Source organism: Dyella sp. BiH032, assembly GCF_031954525.1.
Taxonomy (GTDB): domain Bacteria; phylum Pseudomonadota; class Gammaproteobacteria; order Xanthomonadales; family Rhodanobacteraceae; genus Dyella_D.
Genome location: NZ_CP134867.1, coordinates 575,199 through 591,326, shown reverse-complemented (window position 1 = coordinate 591,326; position 16,128 = coordinate 575,199). Strand labels below are relative to the sequence as shown.

Here is a 16,128-nt window from a genome sequence, read left to right as displayed (position 1 = left end):
CCACTCCGAAGGGATGCGCCCTTGCGGCGCAGCGCGCCATTGTAGCGGGAGCAGGCCGGCGACCGGCCAGGCGGAAAGCCTGTACGGCGGCCTTTCGAGGCCGTCAGCGGCCGATCAGGTCCAGCAGCGCGGCGCGCGGCAGCTTGCCGGTTTCGTTGCGCGGCAATGTATCGACCAGGCGCAGCGGGCGAGGCAGGAAGACCGGCTCGACCGAATGGCGCAGGGCGTCGAGGATGGCCTGTTCGTCGAGCCCCGGCGCCACCGCGAGCGCGGCGATGCGCTTGACGCCGATGGCGTCCCCGTCGAGCTGGAACACCACGCCGTCCTGCACGCCGGGAACCGCCAGCAGGCGGCGCGTGAGGTCGCCGAGCGAGGCGCGCTTGCCGGCGATTTCCAGCAGATCCGCGTGCCGGCCGCAGAGGCGGAAGCGGCGGCCGTCGTCCTGCAGCGCGACGATGTCCGCCAGCGTGATCGGCTGGGCCAGTTGCGGCGCTTCCACCAGCGTGCCGTCGGGCTGCGGATGCAGATGCACGCCGTCGTACAGCGTCCAGGGCTCGTCGGCGGCCGCGCGGCGCGAAGCGATCACGCAGGTTTCGGTGGAACCGAATACTTCCAGCAGCGGTGCGCCGAAGCGCTGTTCCGCCGCGGCGGCGAGCTCGGGGGGCATCGGTGCGGTCGCCGACACCATCGCCGCGATCGGCGGCAGCACCACGCGCGCCTCGATCAGGGCGCGCAGATGGATCGGCGTGATGACCAGCACGCGCGGACCCTCGGTCTGCGCCAGTGCGTCCGCCACGTCGGCGGGAAAGAACGGCCGCGCCGCGTGTACGCCGACATCGCCCAGCAGCGGCAGCAGCACGGAGGTCTCCATGCCGTACATGTGCTGCGGCGGCACGGTGGCAACGACGTCGAAACGCGCCCCGACGACGGCGCCCAGCGCGCGCAGGTTGCCGGCGTTGCTCGCGTGGAAGCTCCGCCAGGTCTTGGGGTACGCCTTGGGCACGCCGGTAGACCCGGAGGTGTAGCCGATCGCCACCACCTGGTCGGCCGGGATCAGCGGCGCGGTCATGTCGCTGCCCAGCGCAGGCGCGTCCAGGACCGGCATGCGCCGATAGCCCTGCGGCGCGGGATCCAGCGCCAGCTCGCCCAGGGCGTAGCTGCCCGGATGCGCCGCCATCACCTCCATCACCGCCTGGGGCACGCGCGAGGACGGCAGCAGATTGGCCTGGCCACGCAAGGCGATGGCGCAGAAGGCCACGAGGAAGGCGTAACGGTCTTCGCAGAGATTCACGGCAGCCGACGCGGTCGGCAGGCACGCGGCCACCTGCTGGACGTGGGCCAGGAACTGCGCGGCGCTCACCGCCTGCGCACCGCGCCAGGCCACGGTGCGCTCGGGCCGTCCGACGGCGAGCAGCGGCAGCAGCCCTGAAGCGGCCGGATCGTGGCGGTAGCTGTCGTAGACAATGGCCAAGCGCTGGTCTCCCTGTGGTCCGTCAGCGGCAACGCGTCATTGGGCCGCCCCGGGGCCGGGCCGGCGTGAATGGGTATGGATCGATGCCGGCGAGGCTCCCCATCCTCGCGACCGCCGCTGAATCCCTCCCCACTGGCGCCGGCGGCATCCAGAAGGCATTCACGAGGGTCTCCACGCGTGCCGGCGGAGCCGGCGCGGGTCAGCCGCGGATGATAGCGCCGGTGAGCGCATCGCGGATCACCGTGGGCCGCTCGAGCCCGCCCAGGGGGCCGTCCAGCAGCCCTTCCAGCACCTCGCCGAAGTACGCCTCCACGGCGGCCGCGGAGCGCGCAGGCGGCTCGCCGTGCGGGTTGGCGCTGGTCGAGACCAGGGCGCCGCCGTAGGCGCGGCACAGCGCGGCGGCGGGCTCATGCGCCGTCACGCGCAGCGCAATGCCGGCATGCGCGCCGGCGACCCAGTCCGGCACCTCGGCCGAGCGGGGGAAGATCCAGGTGTTCGGTCCCGGCCAGCTGGACCGGACCTGCGCCATCACCTCCGCCGGCACCGAGGCCCGGTCGATGTACCGCTCCACCTGCCCAAAGTCCGCCGCGATCAGCAGCACGCCCTGCGTCGGCGGCCGCTGCTTGAGCGCGAAGATGCGGTCGAAGGCGGCGCGATCGTGGGGATCGCAACCCAGTCCGAACACGGCTTCGGTCGGATAGGCCAGCACGCCGCCGCCGCGCAGGAGCGCGGCGGCCTCATCCAGCTCGGCTAGCGTGAAGCGGCGGGCCACTCAGGCTTCGGCCTTGCCCGCCGGCTTCTTCGAGGTGGCCTTCTTGGCCGCCGTCTTCTTGGCGGCGGTCTTCTTGGTGGCCGTCTTCTTCGCCGCGGCTTTCTTGGCCGCGGGCTTTTCCCCCGGCGCCTTCTTGGCGGCGGCTTTCTTGGCGGCCGGCGCCGCCCTCTTGGCCGCCGCCTTCTTCGCGGCGGCGCGGCCCTTCTTCACCGGCGCCGCGGCGAGCAGTTCCACGCACTGCGCCTCGGTCAGGGTCTTGGGGTCCTGGTCCTTCGGAATGCGGGCGTTCTTCTCGCCATCGGTGATGTACGGACCGAAGCGGCCGTTAAGCACCTGCACGCCGTTGCCGAAGTCCTGGATGACGCGATTGGCCAGCAGCTCAAGCTTCTCGCGCACGATCTGCAGCGCGCGCGGCAGCTCGATGGTGTACGGGTCGTCCTCGGCCTTCAGCGATGCGTAGGTATTGCCCTGCTTCACGAAAGGACCGAAGCGGCCCACGCCGACCGACACTTCCTCGCCACTCTCGGACAGACCGAGCTTGCGCGGCAGCTTGAACAGCTCCAGCGCTTCGTCGAGCGTGATGGTGTGCATGCTCTGGCCCGGACGCAGGCTGGCGAACTGCAGCTTCTCGTCCTGGTCCTTGTCGCCGATCTGCGCGTACGGCCCGTAGCGGCCCAGGCGTACCGACACCGGCTTGCCGCTCTTGGGATCGGTGCCCAGCTCGCGCGCACCGGTAGCTTCGCTGCGATCGACCGTTTCGGTCTTCTCTTCCACCTGTTGCTTGAACGGCTGCCAGAAGCGTTCCATCAGCGGCACCCAGGCTTCCTCGCCGCGGCTGACCGCATCCAGCTCGTCTTCGAGCTTGGCGGTGAAGTCGTAGTCGACGTAACGGGTGAAATGCTGGGTCAGGAACTTGCTCACCGCGCGGCCCACGTCGGTGGGCTTGAAGCGGCGGCTGTCCAGGAACACGTACTCGCGGTTGAGCAGCACCTGGATGATGCTCGCGTACGTGGACGGGCGGCCGATGCCGTGTTCTTCCAGGGCCTTGACCAGGCTCGCTTCGGAATAGCGCGGCGGCGGCTCGGTGAAATGCTGCTCGGCGAGGATGTCGTGCAACGCGACCTGCTCGCCCACCTCCAGCTTCGGCAGGCGGCGGCCTTCGTCGTCGTCTTCCGCACTCTTCTGGTCACGGCCCTCCTCGTACACGGCGAGGAAGCCCGGATCGACCACGGTGGTGCCGGTGGAACGGAACGCGGCGTCGCCACCGGCCACGTGCGGCAGGGCGAAATCCACCGACACGGTGTTGAGCGTGGCGTGGATCATCTGGCAGGCGACAGTGCGCTTCCAGATCAGCTCGTACAGCTTGCGCTGCTCGTCGTTGAGGAACGAGGCCACTTCGCGCGGCGTGCGCATGGCCGAAGTCGGGCGGATCGCTTCGTGCGCTTCCTGCGCGTTCTTGGACTTGGACTTGTAGGCCTGCGCGTGGTCCGGCAGCGCCTTGTTGCCGTAGTCGCGGGCGATCAGCTGGCGCAGTTCGCCCACTGCGTCCTCGGACAGCGCCACCGAGTCGGTACGCATGTAGGTGATCAGGCCGACGTTGCCTTCGCTGCCGAGCGAGACGCCTTCGTACAGGCCCTGGGCCACCTTCATGGTGCGGCTGGTGGAGAAGCCGAGCTTGCGCGCGGCCTCCTGCTGCAGGGTGGAGGTGGTGAATGGCGGCGCGGGGCGGCGCTTGCGCTCCTTGCTGCCGACCTCGCTCACCGTGAGGCGGCCGCGCGCGGCCTCCTTCAGGGCGCTGCGGGCAGCCATGGCGTCGGCCTCGTTGGTGAGGTCGAACTGTTCGAACTTCTTGCCGTGGAGGCGGGTGAGGCGGGCGGAGAAATCGCCTTCGGGGTGGCGCAGCGCCGCTTCGACGCTCCAGTACTCGCGGGCGACGAAGGCTTCGATCTCTTCCTCGCGCTCCACGATCATGCGCAGCGCCGGGCTCTGCACGCGGCCGGCGGACAGGCCGCGCTGCACCTTGCGCCACAGCACCGGCGACAGGTTGAAGCCCACCAGGTAGTCCAGCGCGCGGCGCGCCTGCTGGGCGTCGACCAGGTCGTGCGAAAGCTGTCGCGGCTGAGCCACGGCGGCCTTGATCGCCTTGGGGGTGATCTCGGAGAACACCACGCGGTGCAGCTGCTTGCCCTTGGTCAGGCCGCGCTGCTTGAGGATCTCGCTGATGTGCCAGCTGATCGCCTCGCCTTCGCGATCCAAGTCGGTCGCCAGGTAGATGTCGTCGGCGACCTGGGCCGCCTTGGCGATGGCATCGACGTGTTTCTGATTGCGCTCGATGATCTCGTAGGCCATGGCAAAACCATGCTCGGGATCGACGGCGCCCTCCTTCGGCTTCAGGTCACGCACGTGACCGTAGGAGGCCAGGACCTGAAAGTCCTTGCCGAGGTATTTGTTGATCGTCTTGGCCTTGGCGGGCGACTCGACGATGAGCAGGTTCTTTGCCATGTAAGCGGGGGTTCCAGAAGCCAACGGCCCGCCACGTTGGGCGGGCCTTCTTTATTTAGTTAAAGGCATGCCCGGCTGACGCCGTCAAGCTCCGCCTCGTGAAAACGAGCAGCAGGACGGCTTCGGCCGGGGCCTCGCGCCCCTCCCTGCGGGCCGGGGTCCGCGCTAGGCAAGCCGCTGGTAACGATTGCCCGCGAGGCTGCCCACGATCCCTTCCAGCTCCAGCATCAGCAGCATGGAGGAAAGGGCGGCGGCGGACTGCCCCGTGCGTTCGGCCAGGTCGTCCAGGGACGCCGGATCGTGGCCCAAGGCCGCGACGAGCCGCGCGTAATCCGGATCGCCATTCCAGCCGGCGGCGGCATCCGAAGGCGCCTCCGCCGTCGCACCGTCCTGCAGCCGGGCCGCAAGCTCGACGCCCAGGGCGCGGGCCTGCGGGACCAGGACCTCGGCTACTTCGCCAGCCGTTTCCACCAGGCGGGCGCCGTCGCGGATCAGCCGGTGGCAGCCACGGGCGAGCGGATTATGGATGGAGCCGGGCAGGGCGAAAACCTCCCGCCCCTGTTCGCCGGCCAGCCGCGCGGTGATCAGGGACCCGGACTTGAGATCCGCCTCCACCACCAGCGTGCCCAGGGCGAGGCCAGAGAGGATGCGGTTGCGCCGGGGGAAGTGACCGGCCACGGCCGGCGTGCCGAGCGGAAATTCGCTCACCAGCGCCCCCGCCTCGGCGATGCGCCGCGCCAGCCCATGATGCTTTCCGGGGTAAACCCGGTCCGCGCCGGTGCCGATGACGGCGACGGTCGGGCGCCCCGCGTCCAGCGCGCCCAGGTGCGCCGCGCCATCCACCCCGTCAGCCATGCCGCTGGTGACCACGAAGCCGGCCAGGGCCAGTTCCCGCGCGAAGGCCCGCGCATGCGCCAGGCCGGCCGCGGTGGCGCCCCGGGCGCCCACGATCGCCACCTGGGGCAGCAGGAGCAGGCCGGGGTCCCCGGCTACGAAGAGCGCCGCAGGCGGGCCGGGGATCGCTTCCAGCAGCGGCGGGAAATCGGCGTCCGTACACCGCAGCAGCCGCCGCGCCGGCTGCTCCAGCCAAGCCAGGTCGGCGGCCAGCAACGCCTCGTCCGGGCATTCCAGCCAGGCCAGCGCAGGCGCGCCGAGGCTCGCGGCCCGGCGCGGCGCGTGGGCCAGCACGGCGTCGATACGGCGCTCATCGGCAACCAGCCATTCGCGGAGAGTCGCCGGCCCCAGGCCCGGCGTGCGCAGCAGGACCAGCCAGGCGCGCAGTTCGTCGGTTTCGTTCATGGCCGCAGTCTACGCAGCGGCGCAAACGAAAACGGCGCGGACATGCCGCGCCGTTCTGTCAGGCAATGCCGATGTTTTTATTCGGGCATCGTCAGGCGATCGCCCTTGGAGACCGGCTTCACGCCGTCCATCACCAGGCCGTAGCTGACGCGATCGAAGGTGCGGAACACCATCACGTGGCCGACGAATTCCTCCGGCAGCGTCACGCGCTGGCCCACGCCGCGATTCCAGCTGTTGTTGGCGACGTCGTCGTGGATGGTCTCGCCCGGATGCACCATCGAATAGGTCTGGCCGTTCTCGACGCCATCCTTCGCACCGATCGACAGCGCGACCACCTGCTTCGGCCCAACGGCGTCCAGCGCGTCGGTGAAGGCGATCACGCGGGCGTTGTCTGGCACCGCCTTCGGCGCATGCGGGTAGTAGTAGGCGTCGTAGGGCTTGTCGTCGATCGGCATGATGCGATCGCCCTTGCGGATTTCCTGCGTGGAATCCAGCAGGAGCAGCGTGGACGGATCGCCCGTGCGCAGCGTCTCGGCCGTACCGATCACCGTCACTTCCACGCCGAGGTCCTTGCCGCGGCCGTAGTGATGGTCCTCGCGGAAGTCTTCCTTCCAGGGGCCGTTGACCATGGAAACGTCGCTATCGAGATCGTGACCGACCAGGCCGTAAGGCTCGCTGCGGTCATCCTCGTTGAAGCCGCGGAACACGTGCGTGGGACGGACGATCGCCCAACGCTGGCCCGGGTCGCCCTTCAGGTTGCGCACGTAGACGTTCTGCCCGATCGTGCCGCGCAGACGCGCTTCCTCGAAGCCGACCACGTAAGGCGAGTCGTTGACTTCGTTGGAGTCCATCACGCGCGTTTCCTTCAGGAACATGCGCAGCTCGGACAGCGGAATCGCCGGGATCGGCTCACCCTCGGCGCGCACGCGCGGCTGCAGGCCGAGGCGTGGACCGTTGATGAAGGAGAGGTTGAGCACGTCGCCCGGATAGATCAGGTGCGGGTTCTGCACCTGCGGATTGGCCTGCCAGATTTCCGGCCACAACCAGGGCTTGGAGAGGAAACGCGCCGAGATGCTCCACAGCGTGTCGCCTTTGCGCACGGTGTAGGAATCGGGATGGTCGGCACGCAATTGGGCGCCAGCGGCGTACACGGCAACCGTGACCAGCATGCCGGCCAGCAGCCCGATGGACTTTCTGATCATAAACGGGAATCCCCCATCCCCCGATGCTCGGAGGAGTGTAACCGAAGGTTCAGCGCCCGCAACCAGAGCCAGTTGGCAAATTCGTCTGCCAGACGGGGGGTTGCCGGCGTACAATGAGGTTCATTCTAGATCGCGCCTGGGCTGGGTTTTCACCGATTCGGCCGCATTTTTGGCGCCGAGGTGATTTGCATGTCGACCCTGACCATTCTCGAGTTCCCCGATCCCCGGCTGCGTACCAAGGCGGAGCCCGTCCGCGTGTTCGACGCCGAGCTGAAACAGTTCGTGGCGGACATGTTCGAAACCATGTACGCCGCCAACGGCGTGGGCCTGGCCGCCACCCAGGTGAACGTGCACCAGCGCGTCCTGGTGGCCGACATGAGCGACGAGCGCAACGAGCCCCTGGCGCTGATCAATGCCGAGATCCTCGAGAAGGACGGCGCCCAGGTATACCAGGAAGGCTGCCTGTCCTTCCCCGGCATCTATGCCGACGTGACCCGCGCGCTGAAGATCAAGGTCAAGGCCCAGGACGTGGACGGCAACGAGATCGTCCGGGAATTCGAAGGCCCGCTGGCCGTGTGCATCCAGCACGAGATGGACCACCTGGCCGGCAAGGTTTTCGTCGATTACCTGTCGCCCCTGAAGCGCTCCATGCTGCTCAAGCGCCTGGAGAAGCAGCGCAAGCAGGCGGCCACCGCTTGATGGGCGCGCCCCTGCGCGTCGTCTTCGCCGGCACGCCCGAGTTCTCCGTCCCCTGCCTGGAAGCCTGCCGCGCCAGCGGCGCCGAGGTGGTGGCCGTCTATACCCAGCCCGACCGCCCCGCAGGACGCGGCCGCAAGCTCACCCCCAGCCCGGTGAAGCAGGCCGCGCTGGCCGCCGGCATCCCGGTGGAGCAACCCGAGTCGCTGAAGAGCCAGGAAGCGCGCGACACGCTCGCCGCCTTCCGGCCGGATCTGATGGTGGTGGTCGCCTACGGCCTGATCCTGCCGCGCAAGGTGCTGGCCCTGCCGCGCCTGGGCTGCTGGAACGTACATGCCAGCCTGCTGCCGCGCTGGCGCGGCGCTGCGCCGATCCAGCGCGCGATCCTCGCCGGCGATGCCGAAAGCGGCGTGGACCTGATGCAGATGGAAGCCGGCCTGGATACCGGCCCGGTGCTGCTGGAACGCCGCACACCGATCGGTCGCGACGACACCGGCGGCACCCTGCACGACCGCCTTTCCGCACTCGGTGCCGAGGTCCTGGCCGACGGTCTGCGCCGCGTCATGGCCGGCGATGCCCTCATTCCCCAAGCCCAGCCGGACGAGGGCGTCACCTACGCGCACAAGCTGGACAAGGCCGAGGCGAAGCTGGACTTCCAGCGCGACGCCCTCGCCCTCGAACGCCAAGTGCGCGCCTTCGATCCCTGGCCCGTGGCCGAAGGCGAGATCGCCGGCGAGAGCCTGCGCATCTGGGCGGCGGAAGCCATCGAGCGCGACCACCATGCCGCGCCCGGCAGCGTGCTGTCCGCCGGTCGCGACGGCATCGAGATCGCCTGCGGCCAGGGTGCGCTGCGGGTGACCGCGCTGCAGCGGGCGGGCGGCAAGCGCATTGGCGCGGCCGACTACCTCAACGCCCGTCCCGACCTACGCTCTCCCCGATGACCGATACCCGTGCCCTCGCCGCGCAAGCCCTCGCCGAAGTGGCCCTGCGCGGCGCCTCGCTGCGCGATGCCGCCGAGCGCCATGCGCCGCGGCTGGCCGATCCGCGCGACCGCGCCCTGTTCACGGCCCTGCTCAACGACGGCGCGCGCTGGTGGCTGCGCTTCGACCCCGCGCTCGATCGCCTGCTCGACAAGCCGCTGCGCCAGAAGGAGCCGGCCGTGCACGCGCTGCTCGTCCTGGGTCTGGTGCAGCTGGAAATCCTGCAGCTCCCCGACTATGCAGCCGTCGCCGCCACGGTGCAGGCCGCGCGCGCGCTGCAGCGGCCGCGCCTGGCCGGGCTGGTGAACGCGCTCCTGCGGCGCTGGCAGCGCGAGCGTACCGAGCTGCTCGCGGCCCTGGACGCCAAGCCGCAGACCCGTCACGCCCATCCCGCCTGGCTGGCCAAGGCCATCGCCCGCGATTGGCCGGCACAGGCGGACGCAGTCATGGCCGCCGACAACCTCGAGCCGCCGCTGATGCTGCGCGCCAACCGGCGCCGCACTACCCGCGATGCCTTCCTCGCCCCGCTGCGCGCCGCCGGCTACGCCGCCGAGCCGCATCCGTGGCTCGCCGACGGCATCGTCCTGCCGCACAGCACGGACGTCACCCGCATGCCGGGTTTCGCCGAAGGCCTGTTTGCCGTACAGGACGGTGCCGCCCAGATCGCTGCCGACCTGGCCGAGGTCCGCGACGGCATCCGCGTCCTCGACGCCTGTGCCGCCCCGGGCGGCAAAGCCTGCCACTTGCTCGAGCGTGCGGACCTCGCCCTCACCGCGGTCGAGTTCGACGCCAGACGTGCCACGCGCATCCGCCAGAATGTCGAACGTCTCGGCCTGTCGGCCGAGCTGATCGTCGGCGACGCCGGCCAGCCCGACGCGTGGTGGGATGGCCGTCCGTTCGACCGCATCCTGATCGACGCGCCGTGCTCCGCCACCGGCGTGCTGCGCCGCCGGCCCGACGTACGCCTGCATCGCCGCGAGAGCGACGTCCCGGCGCTGGCTGCCCAGCAGCGGCGCATTCTCGATGCGCTGTGGCCTCTGCTCGCCTCCGGCGGCCGTCTCGTCTATGTGACCTGCTCGCTGCTCAAGTCGGAGAACGAAGCCGTGGTGCAAGCCTTCCTCGCCGACCGCCCCGATGCGCGCGCCGCCGCCTTCACGCTGCCCGCCGGACAGGCGGCATCCGTGGGCTGGCAGCTGCTTCCCGGGGATGGAGACCTCGACGGCATGTACTATGCCGTGCTCGAACGGGCCTGATCGCGCCTGGCCGGCGCCGGGCCCCGCACGTTTCTTCGAATTGCCACGCAGTCGCGGCCCTGCCGCCGGAACTCACGCATGTCCGTTGCCTCGCACGCCACCTCCCAGGAACGCCGCTATTTCTGGCTGCTGCTGATCTTCGCCGCGGTCGTGATCGGCGCCGGCATCGGCCTGCGCGATCCCTGGCCCTCGGACGAGCCGCGCTTCACGCTGGCCGCCAAGCAGATGGTCGAAAGCGGCGACTGGCTGTTCCCGCATCGCGGCAGCGAGCTGTATTCGGACAAGCCGCCGATGCTGATGTGGACGGAAGCGGCCAGCTTTGCGATCACCGGCAGCTGGCGCATCGCCTTCCTGCTGCCGTCGCTGCTCGCCGCGCTGGGCACGCTGCTGCTGGTGTACGACCTGGGCCGGCGCCTGTGGAACCGGCAAGCCGGCTTGTACGCGGCCGCGGCGCTACTGGTGAGCTTTCAGTTCGTCTACCAGGTCAAACGCGCACAGATCGACCCGCTGGTGATGTTCTACATCACTGCCGCCAACTGGAGCCTGCTGCTGCACCTGCTGAAAGGCCCCCACTGGCGCGCGTTCTGGTTCGGCTGCTTCTGTGCCGGCCTCGGCGTCATCACCAAGGGCGTGGGCGTGCTCGCGCTGTTCATGCTGGTGCCTTACCTGGTCGCCTGGCGCGGGCAGTGGGACGGTGTGTCCCGCATGGGTCCCGGTGCGTGGTGGCGTTGGCCGCTGGGCCTGGTGGCGCTGCTCGCGGCGATCGCGCTATGGCTGGTGCCGATGCTGCTGGGCGCGAAGGCGCACGCGGGCGACCCGGCCTACGCCGCGTACGTCAACGACATCCTGTTCCACCAGACGGCGGGCCGCTACAGCAAGTCCTGGGACCATCACCATTCGCCGTTCTACTACGTGCCGATCGTCCTCTTCAGCTGGCTGCCGCTGTCGCTGACTTATCCGGGCACGCTGCCGCGCTGGTGGCAGCGCCTGAAAGCGAAGGACGCGCGCATCCTGCTGCCGCTGGGCTGGGTGATCCTGATCCTGATCTTTTTCGCCATTCCGAAAGGCAAGCGCGACGTCTACATCATGCCGGCGCTGCCGATGGTCGCGCTGATCACCGGCCCGTTCCTTGGCGAACTGCTACAGAAGCGCTGGCTGCGGCTCGCGGGCCTGCTGTTCATCGGCGCGATGGGCGCAGCCATGCTCGGCGTCGGCGCCTACGCGCTCGCCGCGCACCCGAAATTCGCCACGGAATTCGCCACCGCGCGCGGCTTCGAGGACGGTGGCCATGCGCTGTGGTGGATGTTCGTCGCGATCGGCGCCGTACAGCTGCTACTGATCGCCGCCCTGCGTCTGCGCCGTGCCGTGTGGGCCGTCTGCGGCGGCATGGCCGCCATGTGGCTGGCCTGGAGCCTGTGGGCCTATCCGCTGCTCAACGATTCCAGCTCCGCCGCCGGCGTGATGCAGGACGTGCGCGAGCGCGTGCCCGCCGGCGACGAACTGGGTCTGGTGGCATGGAAGGAGCAGAACCTGCTCATGCTCGACCGCCCTGCCACCGATTTCGGCTTCACCGTGCCCTGGCACGAGCAGTACGCCGCAGCGGTGAAGTGGCAGGCGCAGGAGCCGGCTCGGCGCTGGCTGTTCGCGCTGGACGGCGTGATGGACAAGTGCGTCGACCGCAGCAAGGCCATCAGCCTGGGCCATGCCAACCGCCGCGAGTGGTGGCTGTTCAAGGCGGACGCGGTGATTCCGGGCTGCGTTCCCGGCGAGGACGTCGACCGCGTGCCGGCGGCCGCGCTGGAATAAGGCGCGCCGCGCTCAGCCCAGCAGTTGCCGGTAGACCGCCTCGGTGCGCTCGATGAACGCCGCCAGGCCGAACTCCGCCTGGGCATGAGCATGGGCGGCACGGCCCATCGCCGGCAGGCGATCGCGCTCGGCCAGTAGCTGCCGGATCTGCGCGGCGATCGCGTCGCGATCCCGTACCGGTACCACCCAACCGTCTTCGCCAGGGCGGATGTTCTCCGGCAAGCCCGCGTAATCGCTGACCAGCACCGGCTTGCCCATCGCCATCATTTCGCGGCAGGCGAAGGAGATGGTCTCCACGTCCCAGGAGAGCACGAAGCCGGCATCGAACGCCGCCACCAGCGGCCGCACGTCGGACAGCAGGCCCGGAAACACCACCGTCTCCGCCAGGCCCATGCCGGCGATGCGCTCACGCACCGATGCCTTGGGCGGCACGCCCGCCACCAGCACGCGCAACCGGCGCCGCTCCTGCGGTTCGAGCCATTGCAACGCTTCGGCCAGGTCCATCCAACCCTTGTAGTCCGCCGTGCCGGCATTGCTGCCGAGCATGAGGACGTCCTGCCGATCGCCGGCCCAGTGCGCGCGCACGGCGCCGGCCTCGTCGGCTGGGCAAGGACGGTACCGGTCGAGATCGACGCCGTTGTAGACCGTGGCAAGCAGACAACGCCGATACGCGGTTTGAGCGAGCTGCCGACGCGTGTACTCGCACACGGCGATCACCGCGTCGGTCTGCCTGGCCCGCCACCAATGCCCCAGGCCCGTCATCGGCTTGGAGTTGTGCTTGGTGAGCACAATGCGCGGACGCGGGTCGGGCAGGGCAGCCAGGACGAGCCGGTGGTCGGCCGATCCGTTAACGTGGATCAGGTCGAAGCGATGCTCGCGCAGGTAGGCCGCCAGCTGACGCCGCGCCGCGGCGCGGGCCGCGAACTTGTTCAAGCCGTTCGGGAACGGCTGGTCCAACACCGTCACACCCTCGATGCGCCTCGCCTCTTCGTTAAGGCGGCTTCCCGGCGGCGCGGCTATGTGGATCTCGTGGCGCTCGCGCAAGCCGGCCGCGAGCCAGCGCAGGTACGTGGTATGTCCGCCGCCGTCGCCGGTGTGGAAATTGGTGCAAAGAACTTTCACGCAGACTCCGGAGAGGGTGCGTCAGACACTAGCGGATGACCCGGTCGGTGCCTGCAGCGCGTTTGTTCCGGCCCGCTGTTCCGCGAATTCGGCCAGATGGCGGTCGATGCCCAGCTCGCAGCGCGTGATGCGCTGTTCGATGGTCTGACGGAACAGCCGGTTGTTGGGTAGGGTGGGGTCGTCCACGTCCGGTTGTGCCCGCGACCGGTGCTCCAGGTGCACCGCCAAGGCGGCCCACTTGAGCTGGCGCCGGCGGACACCGGCGTTTTCCAGCCGCGCGGCCAGCTCGCGGTCCTCGGCGCCGTAACCCTCCATGCGTTCGTCGAAGCCGTTGACGCGCAGCAGATCCTCGCGCCAGAAACTCATATTGCAGCTCATGACGCGCCCACCGCGGCGGGCACGTGCTTTCCAGCGCGCGAGCAGCGGCTGGCGGAACGCATAGAGGCGGCGCGTCCCGTCGAACTCGTGGAAGTTGCCGTGCAACCAGGGCGCGAAAACCGGCGAACCGCCGGCCAGCAGGCGGGCGCTCTCCTCGCCGTTGGCCTTGAGGCGACCGCCCTGGAGAAAGTAACCCTGCTCCGCCAGCATCAGGTGGTCGGCGATGAACGACGGATGCAGCAACATGTCCCCGTCGATCAGTACCACGTAATCGCCTTTCGCCGCCGCAAAACCCCGGTTGCGGGCGCGCGCTGCGCGAAACCCCCGGTCTTCCTGCCAGACGTGGCGCAGAGGCACGGGAAAAGCCCCCTCCCTGGCCGCGATGACCGCCGCCGTCTGCGGTCCGGATCCGTCATCCGCGACGATGACTTCGTCCGGCAGCCGGCGCTGGGCGGCGACGGTGTCCAGTACCCGCGTGAGCGCTTCCGGCCAGTTGTAGGTAAGCACCACGAGCGAAACGCTCATAAGCCGGCGGTCTCCTTCCGCGGAGCGTCACGCCCCAGGGCCATGCTCGCCGCCAGCGGCAACCAGGTGAACAGCCAGCCGGGACGAGGGCTATCGAGCAGATAAGGCAAGTCGAACTGGACCAGCACGGTGCCGAAAATCCAAAGCCCCAGGACGACCTGGGCCAGGTCCTCCCGGCGGTGTCGCCAAGCCCGCCAGGCGAGTGCCAGCCACAGGCCCGTCCACAGCAGCACGCCGGGCGTGCCCAGCTCGATCGCCAGTTGGGTGAAGAGGTTATGGGCATGGGTGAGGGTCTCGGTGCCGGCATGAAGCTGGAACGGAGTCCCCTGGCCATGCCCCAGCCAAGGGTGTTGCAGGAACAGGCTCATCGACTGCGCGAATATCTCCGGGCGCAGCGACCAGCCGCGCTCCATCAGCATGGGCAGGCCGACCACGAAGCCGACCACGCCAAGCAGGGCGACCGCCAGCGCGTACCCGTAGGCTCGCTTGCCGCCGCGCGCCACGATCATCCCGACCAGGGCACAGAACAGGGCACCCAGCGCGCTTCGTGCCTCGGTCAACAGCACGAACAGGGCGAGCACGCTGAGCGCCCCCCATTTGAGCGCCAACTGCCCCCGGCCTTCCGGTGCCCACGGCCATAGCCAGACCAGCGCCGCGCCCATGGCGCCTGCGGCCAGGTTTGCGTTGGCCATCACGCCAAAGCCCACCAACCGGCCGTCGCTCGGCGGATACATGAGCCCCCAGGCGATGGCTGGAATCGCCACCACCGCAAAGGCAAGCCCGCACCCCAGCAGCAGCCAGCGCGTGCGCTCACGGTCCCCTTCCAGCACCTGCTGCCAGCCCAGAAGAAAAAGCAGGATGCTCAGGTTTCTCGCCACCTCATCGGCCGGCCGGTCGGCATGCCCCCACAGCAGGGAAAGCGAACCCCAGGCCAACAGCAGCACCGCCGCGGGCATCAATGGCCGGCGCCAGAAATCCAGCCAGTTCCGCGGGTGCCTGACCAGCAGCACCAGCGTGGGCAGATACAGAGTGAGCGCCAGGATGCGCTGGTACCAGCGCCCGGGATTGAAGGAGGCACCGGACGGCATGATGGCCAGGCCCACGATCAGCCACGCCAAGCCAGCGAACACCAGCCAGTGAAGCCATCGTTCAAGCGCATCCTCGCGCGGTGCCGCGGGCGCGCCCACGGCCTTCGGGACTAACGGACGTCCGCTCTTCATCCCAAGCGTCCCGTGGCATCGCGCAGGTCGGGCGGGGGTTCGCGAAAATCGGGCAAGTGGGCTTCCAGGCCGTGGGCGGTACGCACGAGCCTGTCGTCGCGGCTCGCGTACAAGAGCCGGTTGTTGGGCAGGGACGGGTCGCTGGGGTCGGGCGGCGCGACGCTCGGATGCTCCAGATGCAGTGCCAGCGCCGCGAATTTGATCTGGCAACGGCGCAGCCCGGCATGGCGAAGGCGGATATCGATCTCGAGATCCTCGCTGCCATATCCGTGCATGCGCTCGTCGTAACCGTTGACGCGGAGCAGGTCCTCGCGCCAGAAGCTTACGTTGCACCCCATCGGGTGGCCGCTGGACCGGCTCTTGATGCGCGCCAGCCAGGGGACGCGCAAGGTGTGGTGGCGGCGCCCGAAATGGTATGTGCTGCGGTCGCCGTCATCCCGGAAATAGGCATCCACGAACCAGCCGAACCGCGGCTCGCCACCGGCGAGCAACCGAGCCGTCTCGGCCACCGTGGTACGGATACGCGTTCCCTGCAGGAACCGCCCCGGGGCGGCGAGCGCCAGGTGATCGGCCACGAAATGCCGGTGCATGATCATGTCGCCATCGAGCTGGATCAGATATTCGCCGCGCGCTGCCGCGATCGCCCGGTTGAGGATGCGCGCCTTGCGGAACCCCTCGTCCGGTTGCCATACATGGCGCAGCGGCACGGGGAACCCCTTGGCGACGCGTCGCAACAGTTCAGCCGTGTCCTCGCGCGAACCATCGTCCATCACGATCACTTCGTCAGGCAGACGACTTTGCGCGGCAGCGCTGCGCAGAACCAATTCGAGTGCCTCTTTCCAGTTGTAAGTGGAAATCAGCAGAGAGACTGTCGGGGCGTGGGGTTTGGGCATGGATCTGTC

General features: G+C 69.2%; 13 protein-coding genes. 4 read left to right on the top strand and 9 right to left on the bottom strand.

Annotated features, from left to right (window positions below; translation table 11 throughout):
* Positions 1–103 precede the first annotated feature (103 nt).
* The 5 genes from RKE25_RS02385 to RKE25_RS02365 all read right to left on the bottom strand — a co-directional run bounded on the left by RKE25_RS02385 (position 104) and on the right by RKE25_RS02365 (position 7,246).
* Positions 104–1,471, bottom strand: coding sequence for an AMP-binding protein (locus RKE25_RS02385; RefSeq protein ID WP_311840669.1), 1,368 nt, complete (start codon positions 1,469–1,471; stop codon positions 104–106).
* A 199-nt stretch (positions 1,472–1,670) separates the two neighbouring features.
* The gene (locus tag RKE25_RS02380; RefSeq protein WP_311840668.1) at positions 1,671–2,243 is read right to left on the bottom strand and encodes a Sua5/YciO/YrdC/YwlC family protein; all 573 of its coding nucleotides are present in this window, start codon (positions 2,241–2,243) and stop codon (positions 1,671–1,673) included.
* Positions 2,244–4,745, bottom strand: coding sequence for a DNA topoisomerase I (locus RKE25_RS02375; RefSeq protein WP_311840667.1), 2,502 nt, complete (start codon positions 4,743–4,745; stop codon positions 2,244–2,246).
* A 165-nt stretch (positions 4,746–4,910) separates the two neighbouring features.
* Positions 4,911–6,044 (bottom strand): DNA-processing protein DprA, encoded by a 1,134-nt coding sequence (gene dprA / locus RKE25_RS02370; protein WP_311840666.1) that lies wholly within the window; start codon positions 6,042–6,044, stop codon positions 4,911–4,913.
* Between the two features lie 77 nt (positions 6,045–6,121).
* Positions 6,122–7,246 (bottom strand): LysM domain-containing protein, encoded by a 1,125-nt coding sequence (locus tag RKE25_RS02365; protein WP_311840665.1) that lies wholly within the window; start codon positions 7,244–7,246, stop codon positions 6,122–6,124.
* Between the two features lie 189 nt (positions 7,247–7,435).
* Here RKE25_RS02365 and def point away from each other — a divergent pair, with 189 nt between their 5' ends.
* The 4 genes from def to RKE25_RS02345 all read left to right on the top strand — a co-directional run bounded on the left by def (position 7,436) and on the right by RKE25_RS02345 (position 11,981).
* The gene (gene def / locus RKE25_RS02360; protein WP_311840664.1) at positions 7,436–7,945 is read left to right on the top strand and encodes a peptide deformylase; all 510 of its coding nucleotides are present in this window, start codon (positions 7,436–7,438) and stop codon (positions 7,943–7,945) included.
* Positions 7,946–7,956: 11 nt separating this feature from the next.
* Complete coding sequence (gene fmt / locus RKE25_RS02355; RefSeq protein ID WP_311842309.1) at positions 7,957–8,883, top strand: methionyl-tRNA formyltransferase; 927 nt, start codon at positions 7,957–7,959, stop codon at positions 8,881–8,883.
* A complete protein-coding gene (gene rsmB, locus RKE25_RS02350) occupies positions 8,880–10,175 on the top strand; it encodes a 16S rRNA (cytosine(967)-C(5))-methyltransferase RsmB (RefSeq protein ID WP_311840663.1) in 1,296 nt (431 codons plus the stop codon). Before fmt ends, rsmB begins: the two co-directional genes overlap by 4 nt.
* Positions 10,176–10,253: 78 nt before the next feature.
* Complete coding sequence (locus tag RKE25_RS02345) at positions 10,254–11,981, top strand: glycosyltransferase family 39 protein (protein WP_311840662.1); 1,728 nt, start codon at positions 10,254–10,256, stop codon at positions 11,979–11,981.
* A gap of 12 nt (positions 11,982–11,993) precedes the next feature.
* Here RKE25_RS02345 and RKE25_RS02340 read toward each other — a convergent pair whose 3' ends face one another.
* The 4 genes from RKE25_RS02340 to RKE25_RS02325 are packed head-to-tail and all read right to left on the bottom strand — an operon-like array spanning position 11,994 to position 16,119.
* Complete coding sequence (locus RKE25_RS02340) at positions 11,994–13,103, bottom strand: glycosyltransferase family 4 protein (protein ID WP_311840661.1); 1,110 nt, start codon at positions 13,101–13,103, stop codon at positions 11,994–11,996.
* A 21-nt stretch (positions 13,104–13,124) separates the two neighbouring features.
* Complete coding sequence (locus RKE25_RS02335) at positions 13,125–14,006, bottom strand: glycosyltransferase family 2 protein (RefSeq protein ID WP_311840660.1); 882 nt, start codon at positions 14,004–14,006, stop codon at positions 13,125–13,127.
* A complete protein-coding gene (locus tag RKE25_RS02330; protein ID WP_311840659.1) occupies positions 14,003–15,226 on the bottom strand; it encodes an O-antigen ligase family protein in 1,224 nt (407 codons plus the stop codon). Before RKE25_RS02330 ends, RKE25_RS02335 begins: the two co-directional genes overlap by 4 nt.
* Entirely contained in the window at positions 15,223–16,119 is an 897-nt protein-coding gene (locus RKE25_RS02325; RefSeq protein WP_311840658.1) for a glycosyltransferase family 2 protein, read from the bottom strand. The genes RKE25_RS02330 and RKE25_RS02325 overlap by 4 nt, the downstream gene beginning before the upstream one ends.
* Positions 16,120–16,128 lie beyond the last annotated feature (9 nt).